Source organism: Thiobacillus sp., assembly GCF_030696885.1.
GTDB lineage: Bacteria > Pseudomonadota > Gammaproteobacteria > Burkholderiales > Thiobacillaceae > Thiobacillus.
The window spans coordinates 188,483-204,145 of record NZ_JAUYRI010000013.1 but is presented as its reverse complement, the minus strand read 5'-3'; the positions used below and the strand labels follow the sequence as shown (position 1 = coordinate 204,145).

The 15,663-nt window shown below is 64.1% G+C and carries 20 protein-coding genes and 1 tRNA gene; 16 read left to right on the top strand and 5 right to left on the bottom strand.

From position 1 onward, the window contains the following. Positions 1-4: 4 nt before the first annotated feature. From ruvC to Q8R61_RS06795, 15 genes are all read left to right on the top strand, one after another. Positions 5-520: a crossover junction endodeoxyribonuclease RuvC gene (gene ruvC, locus Q8R61_RS06865; protein WP_305535564.1), complete on the top strand. Its 516-nt coding sequence runs from the start codon at positions 5-7 to the stop codon at positions 518-520. Between the two features lie 13 nt (positions 521-533). Next, entirely contained in the window at positions 534-1,112 is a 579-nt protein-coding gene (ruvA, locus tag Q8R61_RS06860; RefSeq protein ID WP_305535562.1) for a Holliday junction branch migration protein RuvA, read from the top strand. 9 nt (positions 1,113-1,121) lie between these two features. After that, positions 1,122-2,150 carry a Holliday junction branch migration DNA helicase RuvB gene (ruvB, locus tag Q8R61_RS06855; RefSeq protein WP_305535560.1) on the top strand — a complete coding sequence of 343 codons (1,029 nt, stop codon included), beginning with the start codon at positions 1,122-1,124 and terminating at the stop codon, positions 2,148-2,150. Next, positions 2,147-2,554 carry a tol-pal system-associated acyl-CoA thioesterase gene (gene ybgC / locus Q8R61_RS06850; RefSeq protein ID WP_305535558.1) on the top strand — a complete coding sequence of 136 codons (408 nt, stop codon included), beginning with the start codon at positions 2,147-2,149 and terminating at the stop codon, positions 2,552-2,554. Before ruvB ends, ybgC begins: the two co-directional genes overlap by 4 nt. Further along, entirely contained in the window at positions 2,551-3,243 is a 693-nt protein-coding gene (gene tolQ, locus Q8R61_RS06845) for a protein TolQ (RefSeq protein ID WP_305535556.1), read from the top strand. Before ybgC ends, tolQ begins: the two co-directional genes overlap by 4 nt. 4 nt (positions 3,244-3,247) lie before the next feature. Further along, entirely contained in the window at positions 3,248-3,658 is a 411-nt protein-coding gene (gene tolR, locus Q8R61_RS06840) for a protein TolR (RefSeq protein ID WP_305535554.1), read from the top strand. Continuing rightward, a complete protein-coding gene (locus Q8R61_RS06835) occupies positions 3,655-4,500 on the top strand; it encodes a cell envelope integrity protein TolA (RefSeq protein ID WP_305535552.1) in 846 nt (281 codons plus the stop codon). Before tolR ends, Q8R61_RS06835 begins: the two co-directional genes overlap by 4 nt. A gap of 99 nt (positions 4,501-4,599) precedes the next feature. Then, complete coding sequence (gene tolB, locus Q8R61_RS06830) at positions 4,600-5,874, top strand: Tol-Pal system beta propeller repeat protein TolB (RefSeq protein WP_305535550.1); 1,275 nt, start codon at positions 4,600-4,602, stop codon at positions 5,872-5,874. 78 nt (positions 5,875-5,952) lie between these two features. Further along, positions 5,953-6,513, top strand: coding sequence for a peptidoglycan-associated lipoprotein Pal (pal, locus tag Q8R61_RS06825; protein WP_305535548.1), 561 nt, complete (start codon positions 5,953-5,955; stop codon positions 6,511-6,513). Continuing rightward, positions 6,500-7,288, top strand: coding sequence for a tol-pal system protein YbgF (ybgF, locus tag Q8R61_RS06820; protein WP_305535546.1), 789 nt, complete (start codon positions 6,500-6,502; stop codon positions 7,286-7,288). The genes pal and ybgF overlap by 14 nt, the downstream gene beginning before the upstream one ends. 6 nt (positions 7,289-7,294) lie before the next feature. After that, entirely contained in the window at positions 7,295-7,945 is a 651-nt protein-coding gene (gene queE, locus Q8R61_RS06815) for a 7-carboxy-7-deazaguanine synthase QueE (protein WP_305535544.1), read from the top strand. Beyond that, on the top strand, positions 7,942-8,610 hold the full coding sequence (gene queC, locus Q8R61_RS06810; RefSeq protein ID WP_305535542.1) for a 7-cyano-7-deazaguanine synthase QueC: 669 nt from the start codon (positions 7,942-7,944) through the stop codon (positions 8,608-8,610). Before queE ends, queC begins: the two co-directional genes overlap by 4 nt. A gap of 141 nt (positions 8,611-8,751) precedes the next feature. After that, a tRNA-Lys gene (locus tag Q8R61_RS06805) sits at positions 8,752-8,827 on the top strand. 273 nt (positions 8,828-9,100) lie between these two features. Further along, positions 9,101-9,544, top strand: a complete 444-nt coding sequence (locus tag Q8R61_RS06800; protein WP_305535540.1) for a prepilin-type N-terminal cleavage/methylation domain-containing protein — start codon at positions 9,101-9,103, stop codon at positions 9,542-9,544. A 75-nt stretch (positions 9,545-9,619) separates the two neighbouring features. Continuing rightward, complete coding sequence (locus Q8R61_RS06795) at positions 9,620-11,041, top strand: O-antigen ligase (protein ID WP_305535538.1); 1,422 nt, start codon at positions 9,620-9,622, stop codon at positions 11,039-11,041. Between the two features lie 55 nt (positions 11,042-11,096). Here the strand turns inward: Q8R61_RS06795 and recX are convergent, their stop codons facing one another. After that, positions 11,097-11,564, bottom strand: a complete 468-nt coding sequence (gene recX / locus Q8R61_RS06790; RefSeq protein ID WP_305535536.1) for a recombination regulator RecX — start codon at positions 11,562-11,564, stop codon at positions 11,097-11,099. Beyond that, entirely contained in the window at positions 11,548-12,594 is a 1,047-nt protein-coding gene (gene recA, locus Q8R61_RS06785; protein WP_371133569.1) for a recombinase RecA, read from the bottom strand. Before recA ends, recX begins: the two co-directional genes overlap by 17 nt. A gap of 156 nt (positions 12,595-12,750) precedes the next feature. On the opposite strand from recA, the gene Q8R61_RS06780 reads away from it, so the two are divergent. Beyond that, complete coding sequence (locus Q8R61_RS06780; RefSeq protein ID WP_305535534.1) at positions 12,751-13,641, top strand: YafY family protein; 891 nt, start codon at positions 12,751-12,753, stop codon at positions 13,639-13,641. Between the two features lie 42 nt (positions 13,642-13,683). Here the strand turns inward: Q8R61_RS06780 and Q8R61_RS06775 are convergent, their stop codons facing one another. The 3 genes from Q8R61_RS06775 to thiL are packed head-to-tail and all read right to left on the bottom strand — an operon-like array spanning position 13,684 to position 15,591. Beyond that, on the bottom strand, positions 13,684-14,181 hold the full coding sequence (locus Q8R61_RS06775; protein ID WP_305535532.1) for a CinA family protein: 498 nt from the start codon (positions 14,179-14,181) through the stop codon (positions 13,684-13,686). Further along, complete coding sequence (locus tag Q8R61_RS06770; RefSeq protein ID WP_305535530.1) at positions 14,169-14,657, bottom strand: phosphatidylglycerophosphatase A; 489 nt, start codon at positions 14,655-14,657, stop codon at positions 14,169-14,171. Before Q8R61_RS06770 ends, Q8R61_RS06775 begins: the two co-directional genes overlap by 13 nt. Then, positions 14,638-15,591 (bottom strand): thiamine-phosphate kinase, encoded by a 954-nt coding sequence (gene thiL, locus Q8R61_RS06765; protein ID WP_305535528.1) that lies wholly within the window; start codon positions 15,589-15,591, stop codon positions 14,638-14,640. Before thiL ends, Q8R61_RS06770 begins: the two co-directional genes overlap by 20 nt. Positions 15,592-15,663: the final 72 nt, after the last annotated feature.

Below are 15,663 nucleotides of genomic sequence, written 5' to 3'. Positions count from 1 at the left end.
TCTCTTGCGCATCCTCGGCATTGATCCTGGTCTCAGACTCACCGGTTTCGGCGTGATCGAGCAGACCGGCCAGAAGCTGGCCTATGTCGCCAGCGGCGTGATCAAGAGCGGCGAGGGCAGCCTGCCGCAGCGTCTCGGCGTGCTGTTCGCCGGCATCAACGAGGTGATCGCCACCTGGCAGCCCGATACCTGCGCGGTGGAAATCGTTTTCGTCAACGTCAACCCGCAGTCCACCCTGCTGCTCGGGCAGGCGCGCGGCGCCGCGATCTGCGCGGCCGTGTCGCGCGAGCTGGTGGTGGCGGAATACACGGCATTGCAGATCAAGCAGGCCGTGGTCGGCCACGGCAAGGCCGCCAAGGAACAGGTGCAGGAAATGGTCAAGCGGCTGCTGGCGCTGCCCGTCGCGCCGACTGCAGACGCCGCCGACGCGCTGGCCTGCGCCATCGCCCACGCGCATGGCAGCCGGCTCGGCGCGCACTCCACAGCGGGCTATCGCGTCAAAGGCGGGCGTCTCGTATGAACAAGGAACCCTCATGATCGGCAGAGTCACCGGCACGCTGGCCGCCAAGCAGCCCCCCCAGGTTCTGGTCGACTGCAACGGCATCGGCTACGAAATCGACGTGCCGATGAGCACCTTCTACAACCTGCCTGCGCTAGGCGAAAAAGTCAGCCTGCTGACCCATCTGGCCATCCGCGAGGATGCGCATTTGTTGTACGGCTTCGGCAGCGAGATCGAGCGCGCGGCGTTTCGTGAACTGCTCAAGGTGTCCGGCATCGGCGCCAAGACCGCGCTGTCGGTATTGTCCGGCCTGTCGGTCAACGATCTGGCGGCGGCGATATCCGCGCAGGAGGTCGGCCGCATCGTCAAGGTCCCCGGCATCGGCAAGAAAACCGCCGAACGCCTGCTGCTTGAGCTGAAGGGACGGCCGGTGTTCGCCGGCGCAATCTCCGCGGTGGCAGGCGAGAGCAGCGTGTCGGACGACGTGCGCCAGGCCTTGCTGGCATTGGGTTACAACGAAAAGGAAGCGGGGCTGGCGATGCAGAAGCTGCCCGCCGACCTGCCGGTATCGGACGCGATCCGCCAGGCGCTGAAGTTGCTGTCCAAGGGGTAAGATTCATCCATGATCGAAACCGACCGCCTCATCGCCCCCGCCGCCGTCAGTCCCGTCGAGGAGCAGATCGAGCGCGCGCTGCGGCCGCGCACGCTGGCTGAATACGTCGGCCAGGCAAAGGCGCGCGAACAGCTCGAAATCTTCATCAGCGCCGCCCGCAACCGCAGCGAGGCGCTCGACCACGTGCTGTTGTTCGGCCCGCCCGGCCTGGGCAAGACCACGCTGGCCCACATCATCGCGCGCGAGATGGGCGTCAACCTGCGCCAGACCTCGGGCCCGGTGCTCGAACGCGCCGGCGACCTCGCGGCCTTGCTCACAAACCTGGAACCGCACGACGTGCTGTTCATTGACGAGATTCATCGTCTCTCTCCGGTGGTCGAGGAAGTGCTCTATCCCGCGCTGGAGGATTTTCAGATCGACATCATGATCGGCGAAGGCCCGGCCGCGCGCTCGGTCAAGCTCGACCTGCCGCCGTTCACGCTGGTCGGCGCCACCACCCGCGCCGGCATGCTGACCAACCCGCTGCGTGACCGCTTCGGCATCGTTGCGCGACTGGAGTTCTACTCGGCGGAAGAACTCGGCTTTATCGTGCACCGCTCGGCCGGCCTGCTGCAGATGAACCTGGACGAGGCCGGCGCGCTGGAAATCGCCCGCCGTTCGCGCGGCACCCCGCGCATCGCCAACCGCCTGTTGCGTCGCGTGCGCGACTATGCCGAAGTGAAGGCGGACGGCCAGGCCACCGGTGCGGTGGCCGATGCGGCGCTGGTGATGCTGGATGTCGACCGCGCCGGGCTCGACGTGATGGACAGGAAGCTCCTGTCCGCGGTGATCGAGAAATTCATGGGCGGCCCGGTCGGCCTCGACAACCTCGCCGCCGCGATCGGCGAGGAACGCGACACCATCGAGGATGTGCTCGAACCCTTCCTGATCCAGCAGGGCTACCTGCAGCGCACCCCGCGCGGCCGTATCGCCACGCCGCTGGCCTACCGTCATCTGGGCATCGCCACGCCCTCCGCCCCAGGCGCCGACCTGTTTTGAGCGCGCCGTTTCACTGGCCGGTCCGCGTCTACTGGGAAGACACCGACGCCGGCGGCGTGGTGTACTACGCCAACTACCTCAAATTCATGGAGCGCGCACGCAGCGAATGGCTGCGCGCACGCGGCTTCGAGCAGGACGTGCTGCGCGACGAAACCGGCGTGGTGTTCGTGGTGCGGCGGGTAGAAATTGACTACCGTTCGCCGGCGCGCTTCAACGATGCGCTCGACGTGACCGTCCATCTGCGCGAAGCCGGGCGTGCCAGCCTGGTCGTGCAGCAGGAACTCCTGCGGGGTGACGTCTGTCTGGCAGAAGCGGTGGTGACGCTGGCCTGCGTCGACGCGGCGAATTTCAAACCCGTTAAAATGCCCTCAACCCTACTTCAGGCACTGTTCCCGACCCCGTGAATCCAGAACTCAACCAGGATCTTTCGCTGTTCCACCTGATCATCCATGCCTCGTTGCCGGTGCAGCTCGTGATGCTGCTGCTGCTCGGTGCGTCGCTGCTGTCGTGGTGGTTCATTTTCATCAAGCTGTTCACGTTGAAGCGCGCCCTGCGAGAAACCGACCGCTTCGAGCGCGAATTTTGGGCGGGCGGCGACATCAATGTCATGTACAAGCGGGTGTCGGGGCAGCGTGAAACCGCGGGGGAAATGGAACGCATCTTCGCGGCCGGCTTCAGCGAATTCATGAAGCTGCGGCAGCAGGCCGGGCTGTCGCTCAATGTCATCATCGACGGCACCCGCCGCGCGATGCGTGCCACGTATCAGCGCGAGCTGGACAACCTCGAATCGCACCTGTCGTTTCTTGCCACGGTCGGTTCGGTGTCGCCCTACGTCGGTCTGTTTGGCACCGTGTGGGGCATCATGATCGCCTTCCTGGGGCTGTCGAGCGTGGCCCAGGCCACGCTGGCGCAGGTTGCGCCGGGCATCGCCGAAGCGCTGATCGCCACCGCCATGGGCCTGTTCGCTGCCATCCCCGCGGTGGTCGGCTACAACCGCTACACCCACGACATCGATCGTCTGTCCAACCGCATGGAAAGCTTCATGGAAGAGTTTTCCAACATCCTGCAGCGGCAGACCTCCAAGGCGGCCTAGACCGGTGGCACGCACCCGTAAACAGGTCGCCCAGATCAACGTCGTGCCGATGATCGACGTGATGCTGGTGCTGCTCGTCATCTTCATGGTGACCGCGCCCTTCATCAACCCCGGCCAGGTCGAGCTGCCGAGCGTCGGCCAGACCGCGCAGCCGCCGTCGCAGCCGCTGGAAATCATCATCAAGGACTCCGGTGAATACCGATTGCGCGACCGCGCAGCCGGGGGGGTCGAGCGGGTGATCCCCAAGTCGGCGCTGGCGGCCGAGGTGGCCGCGCTGCACGGCGCCGCGCCCGATCAGGCCGTGGTCATCGCAGCGGACAAGAACGTCCGCTACGAAGAAGTGATGCACACGATGACGGTACTGCAGCAGGCGCAGATCACCCGCATCGGCCTGCTCGCCCGCCCGGCCAGATGAACCCGCCGGCCGACACCCCGTTCCTCGCTCGCCCTGCTGCACCCCGACTCGCTGCCGCTGCGATGGCGCTGGGTGTGCACGCAGCCTTTGTGCTGCTGCTGGTATTCGGTGTGTCGTGGCAGACCCGCGAGGCCGCGCCGGTGATGGTCGACGTCTGGACCTCGCTGCCGCCCTCGGTGGCGGTGAAGCCGCCCGCGTCCACGCCGCCCCCTCCCGCGCCGCGTCCGAAACCAGAACCCGTGCGACCGCTGCCCCCCGAGCCTGTGGTGAAGACGCCGCCGCCACCGAAAGCGCCCGACATCGCGCTCGAGCAAAAAAAGATCGAGGCCGAGCGCCTGAAAAAACAGCAGGTGGCGGAGGAGAAAGCGCGCGCAGAAGCAGCAAAGTCGGCGCAGCAGAAGCAGCTGGCCGAACAGAAAAAGCGCGAGCAGCAGCGGCAGGTCGAGGAAGACGAGCAGGTGCGGCGCATGGCAGACGCGGAGGCGGCGCAGGCCGCGCAACAGGCCAGCCAGGCGGAAGCGCGCGCGGCGGCCAGCAGGCGCGAGGCGGCGGTCGCCAGCGTCGTCGGCCAGTTTCGCGACCAGATCAGCGCCAAGGTGCGCGGCAACACCCGCCTGCCCGACAACCTCGTCGGCAATCCCGAAGTGCGCTGCCTGGTGCGGCTGCTGCCGACCGGCGAAGTGCAGAGCGTGCGGGTGACGCGATCGAGCGGCAACGCGGCGTACGACGATGCGGTGGTGCGTGCCATCGAGAAATCGTCGCCGTTTCCGCTACCGGAGGATCGCGATGCGCGCGCGCAATTCGTTCCGGAACTTTCTTTCGTTCATCGCCCCAAACCCTGAGCGCGACGCCAGCCGATGCGGCGTCGCACCCTGCGCCTCCGGCGCGCCATGCTAAACTGCCCTGCAAATCAGGCACCTTCGATCGAGATTTACGAGCCCATGCCGCGCGCTGTTCTGTTTTACCCCATGCTTTTCCTCGCCCTGCTGTGTGCGCCGTTTTCCGCGCGCGCCGCGCTTGAAATCCAGGTGATCGGTGGCGCCGCCAACAAGATCGCAGTGGCGATGGTGCCGTTTCAGGCAGCGCCGGGCCAGCCGGTACCGGACCTGTCGCAGATCGCCGGCGACGATCTGGAGCGCAGTGGCCAGTTCAGGCGGGTCGACCTCGGCGGCGCGGCCCGGCCGGTAGCGCCGGCGCAGGTGGACCATGCATTCTGGCGCGGCCGCGGCGCCGATGCCGTCGTCATCGGCCAGGTGAGCGCGCTGCCGGGCGGCCGCTTCGAAGTCCGGTTCTATCTGATGGACGTGATCAAGCGCACCCAACTGGCGGCATTCGCCTACACCATCCCGGCCAGGCAGTGGCGCGCCACTGCCCACCAGATCGCCGACATCGTCTACGAAAAACTGACCGGCACACCGGGCGCGTTCAGCACCCGCATCGCCTATGTGCAGAAGCAGGGCACGCGCTATGAACTGCGCGTGGCCGATGCCGACGGACATAATCCGCACACCGTGGTGCGTTCCGCCGAACCGGTGATTTCGCCGCGCTTTTCGCCGGACGGCACGCGCATTGCGTATGTGTCGTTCGAGGACAAGAAGCCCGTGGTCTACGTGCAGTCGCTGAAGGATGGCCGGCGCACCAAGGTCGCCGCCTTCAAGGGCTCCAACTCCGCGCCCGCCTGGGCACCGGACGGCAAGCGCCTAGCGGTGGTGCTGACGCGCGACGCCGGCTCGCAGGTTTACCTGATCAACGCCGACGGCAGCGGGCTTGTGCGAATCACGCGCAGCGCCAGCATCGATACCGAGCCGGTGTTCTCGCCCGATGGCACAACGATTTATTTCACCTCGGATCGTGGCGGCAGTGCGCAGATCTACCAGATGCCGGCGAGCGGCGGCGATGCGCGGCGGGTGACTTTCAATGGCAGTTACAATGTGTCTCCGTCGATCAGCAAGGATGGCCGGCGTCTTGCCTACATCAGTCGCGACGAAGGCCGCTTCAGGGTGGTGCTGCACGAGCTGTCCACCGGCCAGACTCGGGTGCTGACCGACAGCGCGCGCGACGAGTCGCCCAGTTTTGCGCCCAACGGCCAGGTGGTGCTGTATGCCACCGTGCAGGGCGGACGCGGTATCCTTGGCACGGTGAGCCTGGACGGCCAGACCCGTGCGCGACTGTCGGAGTCGGGGGTGGATGCCCGCGAACCGGCCTGGGGGCCGTAGCAGCAGAAGTAGGGAGCGGGTGGCCCGGTAGTCCGGGTGGCCCATGCTGATTCGTTTTCATTCATAAAGGAGAGATAGATGAACAAGATTTTCTGGCCCGTATTGCTTGCCCTGACCGTGTCCGCATGCGGCACCAAGGGCACGACGCCCGCCCAGGTCGAGGACCGCACCGGTACCGGCACCGCCACAACGGCCCCAGCGACCGGCGCCGCCAGCACCGGCACCAGCAGCGATTCCGTCTCCGGCAGCGCATTGCCGGGCGACGCCACCGGCGTCGATCCGCGCAAGGACCCCGCCAACGTGTTGTCCAAGCGCAGCGTCTTCTTCGATTTCGACAGCTTCGTGATCAAGGATGAATACAGCGCGATGATCCAGGCCCATGCCAGCTACCTCAATGCCAACCGCAATGCCCGTGTGATCCTGCAAGGCAATGCCGACGAACGCGGCAGCCGCGAATACAACCTGGCGCTGGGACAAAAGCGTGCCGAAGCCGTGCGCCGTGCGCTGTCCGTGCTGGGCGTGACCGAGTCGCAGATGGAAGCGGTCAGCTTCGGCGAGGAAAAGCTGCGCAAAACCGGTAGCACCGAAGAGGCGCATGCCGAGAACCGTCGCACCGATGTGGTGTATGGCGACGAGTAAGCGCCTGCTGCGGCGAGGTGGCCTGGTGCTCGTCGGCGCGTTCGCGCTGGCGCAGCCGGCCTGGGCGCTGTTCGGCAACGCCGAGCTGACCCGGCAGACGCAGGCGCTGCAGCAGCGGGCGGATGCGGTTGATGCGCGGCTCGGCAAGATCGAGGCCGCGCTGCAGGACAATCGCAAGCTGCTCGACCTGCTGCAGGAAGTCGAAACGCTCAAGGCTGAAAACGCGCGGCTGCGCGGCCTGGCCGAAATGCAGCAGCACCAGCTGGAGACGCTCGGCAAACGGCAGAACGATCTCTATGCCGACCTCGACCAGCGCCTTGCCGACCTCACCAAAGCCGCCCAGCCTGCGGCGACTGCCGATGGAGTCGCCGTTCCGGCAGGCACGCCGCCCGCCGATGCCTCGACGGCGTCGCGCAACTATGAAACCGCGCTCGCGCTGTTTCGCGAAGCCAATTACCCGGGCGCCATCGCCGGCTTTGGCAGCTTTCTCAAGGCCCATCCTGACAGCGAACTCGCCGCCAACGCGCAATACTGGATCGGCTATTCGTATTACGCGCTGAAGGATTACAAGACCGCACTGGCGCAGCAGCAAAAACTGGTCGCCACCTATCCCGGCAATCCCAAGGTGCCCGATGCGCTGTTCAACATCGCCACCAACCAGATCGCACTGGAGCAGACGGCCGCCGCCCGCAAGACGCTCGAGGAGATCGTCGCGAAGCATCCCGGCACACCGGCTGCCACCCTTGCTGCCCGCCGGCTGTCCACACTCAAGTAAACCCGCATGTCCGCTTCGCCCACGCTCCGTTTGACGGAGGTGTTTCTTTCCCTGCAGGGCGAAACCAGCCGTGCCGGGCTGCCGACGGTGTTCGTCCGTCTGACCGGCTGCCCGCTGCGCTGCCGTTGGTGCGACACGACCTACAGCTTTCAGGGCGGCGAAACCGTCACGCTGAACGCCTTGCTCGCGCGCATCGCTGACTACGGCGTGCCGACCGTGTGCGTCACTGGCGGCGAGCCGCTGGCGCAGAAAAACTGCCTGCCGCTGTTAACCGCGCTATGCGACGCCGGTTATTCGGTGTCGCTGGAAACCAGCGGCGCGCTCGATGTCAGCGCGGTCGACCCGCGGGTGTCGCGCATTGTCGACCTCAAGCCGCCCGGCTCCGGCGAAGAAGCGCGCAACCGCTGGGAAAACCTCGCCCATCTCGGGCCGCACGACGAAATCAAGTTCGTGCTCGCCGACCGCGCCGACTACAAGTGGGCGCGCGAGGTGCTGCGCGCGCAAAAGCTCGACCGCGTCTGCCCGGTGCTGTTCTCGCCGGTGCAGGGCGAACTGCCGCCGGCGCAACTGGCCGAGTGGGTGTTGGCCGACCGCCTGCCGGTGCGGATGCAGGTGCAGCTGCACAAGATCCTGTGGGGCAACACCCCCGGCACATGAAGCGCGCGGTCATCCTGCTTTCCGGCGGTCTCGATTCCGCCACCGTGCTCGCCATCGCGCGCGAAGCCGGCTACGTCTGCCACGCGCTGAGCCTCGACTACGGCCAGCGCCACACCGCCGAACTCGCCGCCGCCGCGCGCGTGGCGAAAAGCCTGGGCGCGGTCGAACACCGGGTGATGCGCCTCGGCCTGGGCGACATCGGCGGCTCGGCGCTGACCGACGATGCCATCGCCGTGCCCGAAAGCCCCACCGAAGGCATTCCCGTCACCTACGTCCCCGCGCGTAACACCGTGATGCTGGCGCTGGCGCTGGCCTGGTCCGAGGTGCTGGGATCGCGCGATATTTTCATCGGCGTCAACGCCGTCGACTATTCCGGCTACCCCGACTGCCGGCCCGAATTCATCGCCGCCTTCGAGCGCATGGCCAACCTCGCCACCCGCGCCGGCGTCGAAGGCGCGGCGCTCAAGATCCACGCTCCGCTGCAGCACCTGTCCAAGGCCGAGATCATCCGCCGCGGCATCGAACTCGGCGTCGACTACGCGCAAACCGTCAGCTGCTACCAGGCCGACACCGACGGCCGCGCCTGCGGCCGCTGCGACGCCTGCCGCCTGCGCCGTCAGGGCTTCGAGCAGGCCGGCGTTGCGGATCCGACCCCGTATCAATAGAAGCAAACGCGGGCCGCACACACGTTGCCGCAACGGCCCCGGCGTCTGCCACGCCAGCAAAAAGCGCCTCGCCTCTTTACCCCGACACGCGGCTTCGGCTATAATCTCGGGCTTTCGCGGATAGGGCCCAGCCCTGTCCACGGGTCGGTAGCTCAGCTGGTAGAGCAGCGGACTTTTAATCCGTTGGTCGCGAGTTCGAATCTCGCCCGACCCACCAGATTTACAAAAAGCCACGGGAAGCCGTGGCTTTTGTTTTTTGGCCGGGACGTGACGTAAATTGTCATCCCGTGTCGCACAGGGGCATGGGCGGATAGCTGGGCAGCGGCCTATGCACTGCTGTGCACCTTTACATAAACCAATATAAATCAATGGCTTGTTTGTAGAGTGCATGAATTCTTGGGGCGGGATCTAAAGTTGGCACAGACCCTGCACGTTAATGTGCAGACACGGGAGGCTCGTGTTCAATATGCCCAACTCAAGGAGATTTAAAATGCGTAAAGTACAACAAGGTTTTACCCTGATCGAACTGATGATCGTCGTCGCGATCATTGGTATTTTGGCCGCGATTGCGATTCCCCAATACCAAAACTACATTACACGAGCGAAGTGGGCTGATGTGGTTACCTCGGTTGGAAGCTTGAAGGTGTCCATTGCAGAATGTGCTCAAAATAACAATAACGTGATTGCTGGTACTTGCGATACGCCAACGTTGTTGACGCCTTTTGGCGGCGGCACGATGCCGACCACCAAATTTGCTAACACGACTGTAACTGTGCTCGCTGGTAACGGGGCAATTCAGATTGCCTCCACTAACAACGAGTTGGGCGCATGTACCGTGCAGATTATTCCTGCAATTGGCACAGGCAACATTGTGTGGAATTCGGCAGTGAGCGGTGCTAACTGTACTAAAGCTAAAACTGGTTTTGGCACCTAAAGTCTAGCTTGTAGCTGAAGTCAGGGCCCCTCGGTAGAGGGGCTTTTTTCATTTTTTAACTGCATGAGGAATCTCATGGGACTAACGCCTCTAGGGGTGTTGAGAGCATTGCCGCTGCTGGGTCTAACGCTGGTCGCAGGTGTTGCAATAGATTTTTCCCCAGAAATTTCTTGGCATGATCAGCAGCGCATTGAACAACTCATCTTGTTGCTGGTGACCGCGTTAACTGTTGCTTCGGTTTGTCGAAAAAATTTGCTGATTTCGTTGGCAAGCCTACCGATTTCTTGTCGTTGGGCTTTGAGTATCGCTTTTTTGCTTGGAGGTGTGTCTACCGGGTTTTCCGCTCACCCACGATTTGCTTGGATGGAGTGGGCAACCTTGTTGCTGCTGGTTGGATTGGTTTTTTTGTTGGGTGATCAATCTAGGCGGAGCAATGCCCGTTTTGATGAATGGTCGATCCGGCTGGTGGTGGCGTTGGCTCTAGTGATTGCTCTGAAAATCATGACGGCTTATCTGGCGAGCATGGTTGTAATGGGGCGCCTGGATTCGATCATGCTGTTTGAGGGCACATTCTCGAACCGGCGTTTTTTTGGCCAGGTGGCGAGCATGTTGGTACCGCTGTTGGCCTATCCCTTGCTACGCGGCGGTTTATCGGGGCGCGCGCAGGTTGCTTTGTTTGCGCTTTTGGCCGTGTGGTGGATGCTGGTGATCGTGTCGGGTACTCGCGGCACATGGGCGGCGCTATTGCTGGCATCGGGGGTGCTGGTGTTGTGGGCCTGGAGGGTGGTTTGGCCGTGGTTGAAGCTGCAGTTTGCCGCCTTTTCGTTGGGTGCTTTATTGTTTCTGGTCTTGTTCGTTTGGCTGCCTTGGTTTGTGGGGCAAGACGCGAGTATTGAGGGTCGTTTATCCAATCTTTCCGCCCTGAATGGACGTGCCGAATTATGGACGTTGGCCTGGGCGCAGATTCAGGCACATCCTTGGTTGGGGATTGGGCCGATGCACTTAGCAGCTGTCCGCAATGATTTCGGAGCGCATCCCCACAATTCAGTCTTGCAACTGGCGGCAGAGTGGGGTGTGCCCGCTACGCTGGCGTTTGTCTTACCTGCGGCTGCAGGCATGCTACGTTTGCTGGGAAGATTGCGGCAAAATGAAGCCGCGCCAAACGTCTTGCTGGTGTGTCTGGCGGCCAGTTTGCTGGCGGCTGGTGCCCAGTCCATGGTCGATGGGGTGATTGTGATTCCTTATACGCAAACTCTGCTGGCTTTGGTTGCCGGGTGGGCGCTCGGTGTGTATTTGCGCGATACCCCCCTGACGACTGTCGTTCCTGATTCGCACATGATGCGCATTGCGATACCCGTTTTATCTATTCTCGCGTTCGCCGCACTATTGTATGGCGTATTCCCCGAGGTGTTGAACCGCGCTGAAGTTACCCAAGCCTATGTTGACGCCGGAAAGCTGATTCCACCGCGATATTGGGGAGTGGGCTGGATTCCCTGAGGTTGTATTGAGGATTGGGTGCGCTATGCTCGGCGGCTCAAACAGTTTGAAGGCCTCAGTCAGAGTTGCTCAATGTTTGTCGTATTGTTTCAGGTGTGAAGCCGCGGCTCTGCAAGAACCGCATCTGTTTGGCTTTCTCGGCAGCATCGGCGGGCGCAGACTTGAATTTTTTCTTCCACACTTCGCGCGCACGCTCGAGTTCGCTGTCACGGTTTTCACCCAATACCGCTTCGATGACGTCGTCCGCCACGCCACGGTGGCGCAGGTCGTAGGCCAACTTGATGCTGCCTGCGCGGGCGCGGTGGTCGGCGACGTAGCTTTCGGCGAAACGGCGGTCGGACAGCCAGTTCTTGGTTTCGAATTCATCCAGCAGGGCGGCGATGTCCTCGCGGGCGAAGCCGGCGCGCTCCAGTTTGCGGGTGAGTTCGGCGCGGCTGTGTTCGCGTCGCGCCAGCAGGGCCAGTGCGCGGGCGCGCAGGTCTGCGGCGCTGGGTTCAGCGCCGGGCTCAGGCCTCGATTTCATCCTCGATCACCGCGGTGGGGTTGTTGACGCCGACGGCGGCACGGATCTTCGCCTCGATTTCGTGGGCGATTTCCGGGTGCTCCTTCAGGTATTCGCGCGCGTTGTCCTTGCCCTGGCCGATCTTCTCGCCGTTGTAGGCGTACCAGGCGCCGGACTTGTCGACGAACTTGTGGAGAACGCCGAGCTCGATGATTTCGCCTTCGCGCGAGATGCCCTGGCCATACAGGATGTCGAAGAAGGCTTCCTTGAACGGCGGCGAGACCTTGTTCTTGACGACCTTGACCTTGGTTTCGTTGCCGACGATCTCGTCGCCTTTCTTGATCGCGCCAATGCGGCGGATGTCGAGCCGCACGCTGGCGTAGAACTTGAGCGCGTTGCCGCCGGTGGTGGTTTCGGGGCTGCCGAACATGACGCCGATCTTCATGCGGATCTGGTTGATGAAGATGACCAGGGTGTTGGTGCGCTTGATGTTGGCGGTGAGCTTCCTCAGCGCCTGGCTCATCAATCGTGCTTGAAGGCCCATGTGCGAGTCGCCCATCTCACCTTCGATTTCGGCCTTGGGCGTCAGCGCGGCGACCGAGTCGATCACCACCACGTCGACGCTGCCGGAGCGCACCAGCATGTCGGCGATTTCCAGTGCCTGCTCGCCGGTGTCGGGCTGCGACACCAGCAGGTTGTCGACATCGACGCCAAGCTTGCCGGCATAGTTGGGATCGAGCGCGTGTTCGGCGTCGATGAAGGCGGCGGTGCCGCCCATTTTCTGCATTTCGGCGATCACCTGCAGCGTCAGCGTGGTCTTGCCGCTGGATTCCGGTCCGTAGATTTCGACCACGCGGCCGCGCGGCAGGCCGCCGACGCCGAGCGCGATATCGAGCCCGAGCGAGCCGGTGGAAACAGACTGGATGTCGCGCGAGACGTCGTGGTCGCCCAGGCGCATTACCGAGCCCTTGCCGAACTGTTTCTCGATTTGCGAAAGCGCGGCGGCGAGCGCCTTGTTCTTGTCTTCGGTCAGTGCGGCGGCGGTGGCCATGGTGTCTCTCCTCAGGGTTGCGATGGCCGAACTGTAGGATGTATTTCTTTCAATGTCAATAAAAAATATCACCTACATATAAAGTAACAGTTGATAGATTGTATTTGACACGGCCCACCCTATAATGCGGCAACACTAGCTCGAGTGGAGCGAGCGATGATTTCAAAGGAAAAAATGCGCCTAGACGTGAAATGGGCGACGCGCCAGCGGCTGCAATACATCGAGCTGATGGCCTGGTACACCGGGGTGGTCACGCGCAGTGACGTCGCCCGCGCCTTCGGCCAGTCCGATCCGGCCGCAACCAAGGACCTCAAGCTGTACGGCGATCTGGCGCCCGGCAACCTCGTCTACAACCACAGCGTGTTCGGCTTCGTGCCGGGCGAGGGGTTTGCCGCCGTGTTTGCTGACCTGGCGCCCGAGGCCGCGCTGCCCGTCATCGCTGCCAACCTGGCGGTGGCCAACGGCCCCTACGGTAACGAACTGATCTACGGCCTGCCCACCGCGTCGCTGCCGCTGCCGGCGCGCCTGCCGGGCCCGCACACGCTGGCGCAGATCACCCGCGCCATCCACGGCCGGCGCAAGCTGCGGGTCAGCTACCGCTCACTGTCCAGCCGCGAGCGCGGCGCGGCGCGCGTGCTCGAGCCGCACACCCTGGTCAATACCGGGCTGCGCTGGCATGTGCGGGCGTATAGCGAGGACACCTGCGATTTCCGCGATTTCGTGCTGTCTCGCATCACCGAGGCGCACTGTCTGGAGACGCCCGCCGACTCCGGCGAGCAGTACGACGACGACTGGGTGGAATCGGTCAGCCTCGTCCTGGCACCGCATGCCGGACTCGATGCGGACCGGCGCGAGAGCCTGCTGCTGGATTACGGCGCGAGCGGAGCGGTCATCGAGGTGAACGTGCGGCGTGCGTTGCTCGGCTATGTGCTGCAGCGCCTCAACGTCGACACCACGCCGGACCATGCGCTGAACCCGAACGCCTACCAGTTGATGCTGCTGAATCGTGACGAGATTGAGCCGTTTGCGGCGTGGGCGTTTCGGTAGGATTTAGGGGTTAGGGGTTAGGGGCTAGGGGCTAGCCCCTAGCTAGCCAACCAGCTCAATCAACCCCCGCAGCGCCGCCGCCACTGCGCGCGAGCGGATTTCCTCGCGGTCGCCGTCGAGGCGGCAGATGGATGACATGACGGTGCCGTCCGCCAGCGCCCAGCCGTAGCAGACGAGGCCGACCGGCTTTTGCGGGGTGCCGCCGCCGGGGCCGGCGATGCCGGAAATGGCGAGTGCGGCATGGGCGTGGCTGTGCTTCAGCGCGCCTCTGGCCATCGCCATTGCGGTTTCCTCGGACACGGCACCGTAGGTTTCCAGCGTCACTTGCGGCACGTCGAGCATCTCGACCTTGGCGGCGTTGGCATAGGTGATGAAACCACGCTCGTACCACTGCGAACAGCCGGGCAGCGCGGTCAGCAGTTGCCCGACCCAGCCGCCGGTACAGGATTCTGCGGTGGCCAGCATCCAGCCGCGCGCGCGCAGCTTGTCGCCGAGTTCGGTGGCGAGCTGATGCAGTTCTTCGTCGCTTACACGAGCCATTGCACTCCTTTGATGACGGCGATCGCGTACAGCGCCGCCAGAAGATCGTCGAACATCACCCCGAACCCGCCCTTGAGGCGCGTATCGGCCAGCCGGATCGGCCAGGGTTTCAGGATATCGAATAGGCGAAAGAGTGCAAATGCCAGCACGAGCCACGCGCCGCCGGCGGGGGTGAACAGCAACACCAGGGCGAAGGCAACGATCTCGTCCCACACCATGCCGCCATGGTCGGCCACACCCAGCGCGCGGCCGCTGCGGCCGCAGGCCCAGATGCCGAGCACAAACGTGGCGATCAGCAGAATGATCTGGTTCGGCAGATCGGATGCGATGCTGATGATCGCCCAGTACAGCGGCAGCCCCAGCAAGGTGCCGGCGGTGCCGGGCGCTTTCGGCACGAGTCCGCTGCCGAAGCCGAACGCAATCAGGTGCGCCGGATGCGCGAACACGAATTTGAAATCAGGCTGCAAAGTGGTCATAGCCGGTGTGATCGATGGGGATCGGCTGGCCGTCGGCATCGATCACCGCCAGCCCCGATTCGGCGGTGATGCGGCCGATGCGCGCCACCGCCACGCCGGCGGATTCGGCTGCGGCTTGCACTGCGTCGCGTCGCGCTGCCGGCGCGGTAAAGCAGAGCTCATAGTCATCGCCACCGGCCAGCACGCAGTCGCGTGCGACTTTTTCGTGCAGGTAGGTCTGCGCCACCGGTAGCGTCGGTAGTGCGGCGAATTCGACGACGGCGCCTACCTGCGAGCGTTCGAGGATGTGACCCAGATCGCCCAGCAGACCGTCCGAGATGTCGATCGCGCTGCTGGCAATGCCGCGCAGCGCAATCCCGAGTTCGATGCGCGGCGTCGGCAGATACAACGCGGGCAGCACCTTGGCGGCGTCGATCTGTTCCATGAAGAGGCGGCCCTGGCGGTAGGCCAGCGCCATCGCGGCGGCGCCGAGCGTGCCGGACACCCAGACGTCATCGCCGGGTCCGGCGCCATCGCGGCGCAGTGCCTGCCCGGGCGGTACTTCGCCAATCACCGTGATGCTGATGGTGAGCGCGCCGCGTGTCGTGTCGCCGCCGACCAGCTCGATGCCGTGCTGGTCGGCCATGCGGAAAAAGCCGCGCGCAAACGCGGTAAGCCACGCGTCGTTGGCTTCCGGCAGCGCAATCGCGAGCGTCACCCAGCGCGGCGTCGCGCCCATCGCGGCGAGGTCGGACAGGTTCACCGCCAGCGACTTGTGGCCGAGCCCGGCGGGGCTGTCCTGCGGCGAAAAGTGGCGGCCTTCGAGCAGCATGTCGGTCGACACCGCCAGTTGCCTGCCCGGCGACGGCGCCAGCAGCGCGCAGTCGTCGCCCACGCCGAGCACCGCGCCGGGCGTGGCGCGCGTGAAGTGGCGGGCGATGAGGTCGAATTCCATTTTCTAGGGGCGAGGAACTAGGGGCTAGGGGCTAGGGAATGTGGCGCGGCAAAGCCGCACCGCCCCTGATTC

Bases quoted from the DNA above. Each gene is read 5' to 3' on its own strand.
- Q8R61_RS06795 (WP_305535538.1), top strand. From the start codon at position 9,620: ATGGGACTAACGCCTCTAGGGGTGTTGAGAGCATTGCCGCTGCTGGGT.
- thiL (WP_305535528.1), bottom strand. From the start codon at position 15,591: ATGGAATTCGACCTCATCGCCCGCCACTTCACGCGCGCCACGCCCGGC.
- recA (WP_371133569.1), bottom strand. From the start codon at position 12,594: ATGGCCACCGCCGCCGCACTGACCGAAGACAAGAACAAGGCGCTCGCC.
- pal (WP_305535548.1), top strand. From the start codon at position 5,953: ATGAACAAGATTTTCTGGCCCGTATTGCTTGCCCTGACCGTGTCCGCA.
- Q8R61_RS06835 (WP_305535552.1), top strand. From the start codon at position 3,655: ATGAACCCGCCGGCCGACACCCCGTTCCTCGCTCGCCCTGCTGCACCC.
- tolB (WP_305535550.1), top strand. From the start codon at position 4,600: ATGCCGCGCGCTGTTCTGTTTTACCCCATGCTTTTCCTCGCCCTGCTG.
- ybgF (WP_305535546.1), top strand. From the start codon at position 6,500: ATGGCGACGAGTAAGCGCCTGCTGCGGCGAGGTGGCCTGGTGCTCGTC.
- ruvB (WP_305535560.1), top strand. From the start codon at position 1,122: ATGATCGAAACCGACCGCCTCATCGCCCCCGCCGCCGTCAGTCCCGTC.
- Q8R61_RS06780 (WP_305535534.1), top strand. From the start codon at position 12,751: ATGATTTCAAAGGAAAAAATGCGCCTAGACGTGAAATGGGCGACGCGC.
- Q8R61_RS06800 (WP_305535540.1), top strand. From the start codon at position 9,101: ATGCGTAAAGTACAACAAGGTTTTACCCTGATCGAACTGATGATCGTC.
- queE (WP_305535544.1), top strand. From the start codon at position 7,295: ATGTCCGCTTCGCCCACGCTCCGTTTGACGGAGGTGTTTCTTTCCCTG.
- recX (WP_305535536.1), bottom strand. From the start codon at position 11,564: ATGAAATCGAGGCCTGAGCCCGGCGCTGAACCCAGCGCCGCAGACCTG.
- queC (WP_305535542.1), top strand. From the start codon at position 7,942: ATGAAGCGCGCGGTCATCCTGCTTTCCGGCGGTCTCGATTCCGCCACC.
- Q8R61_RS06775 (WP_305535532.1), bottom strand. From the start codon at position 14,181: ATGGCTCGTGTAAGCGACGAAGAACTGCATCAGCTCGCCACCGAACTC.
- ruvA (WP_305535562.1), top strand. From the start codon at position 534: ATGATCGGCAGAGTCACCGGCACGCTGGCCGCCAAGCAGCCCCCCCAG.
- Q8R61_RS06770 (WP_305535530.1), bottom strand. From the start codon at position 14,657: ATGACCACTTTGCAGCCTGATTTCAAATTCGTGTTCGCGCATCCGGCG.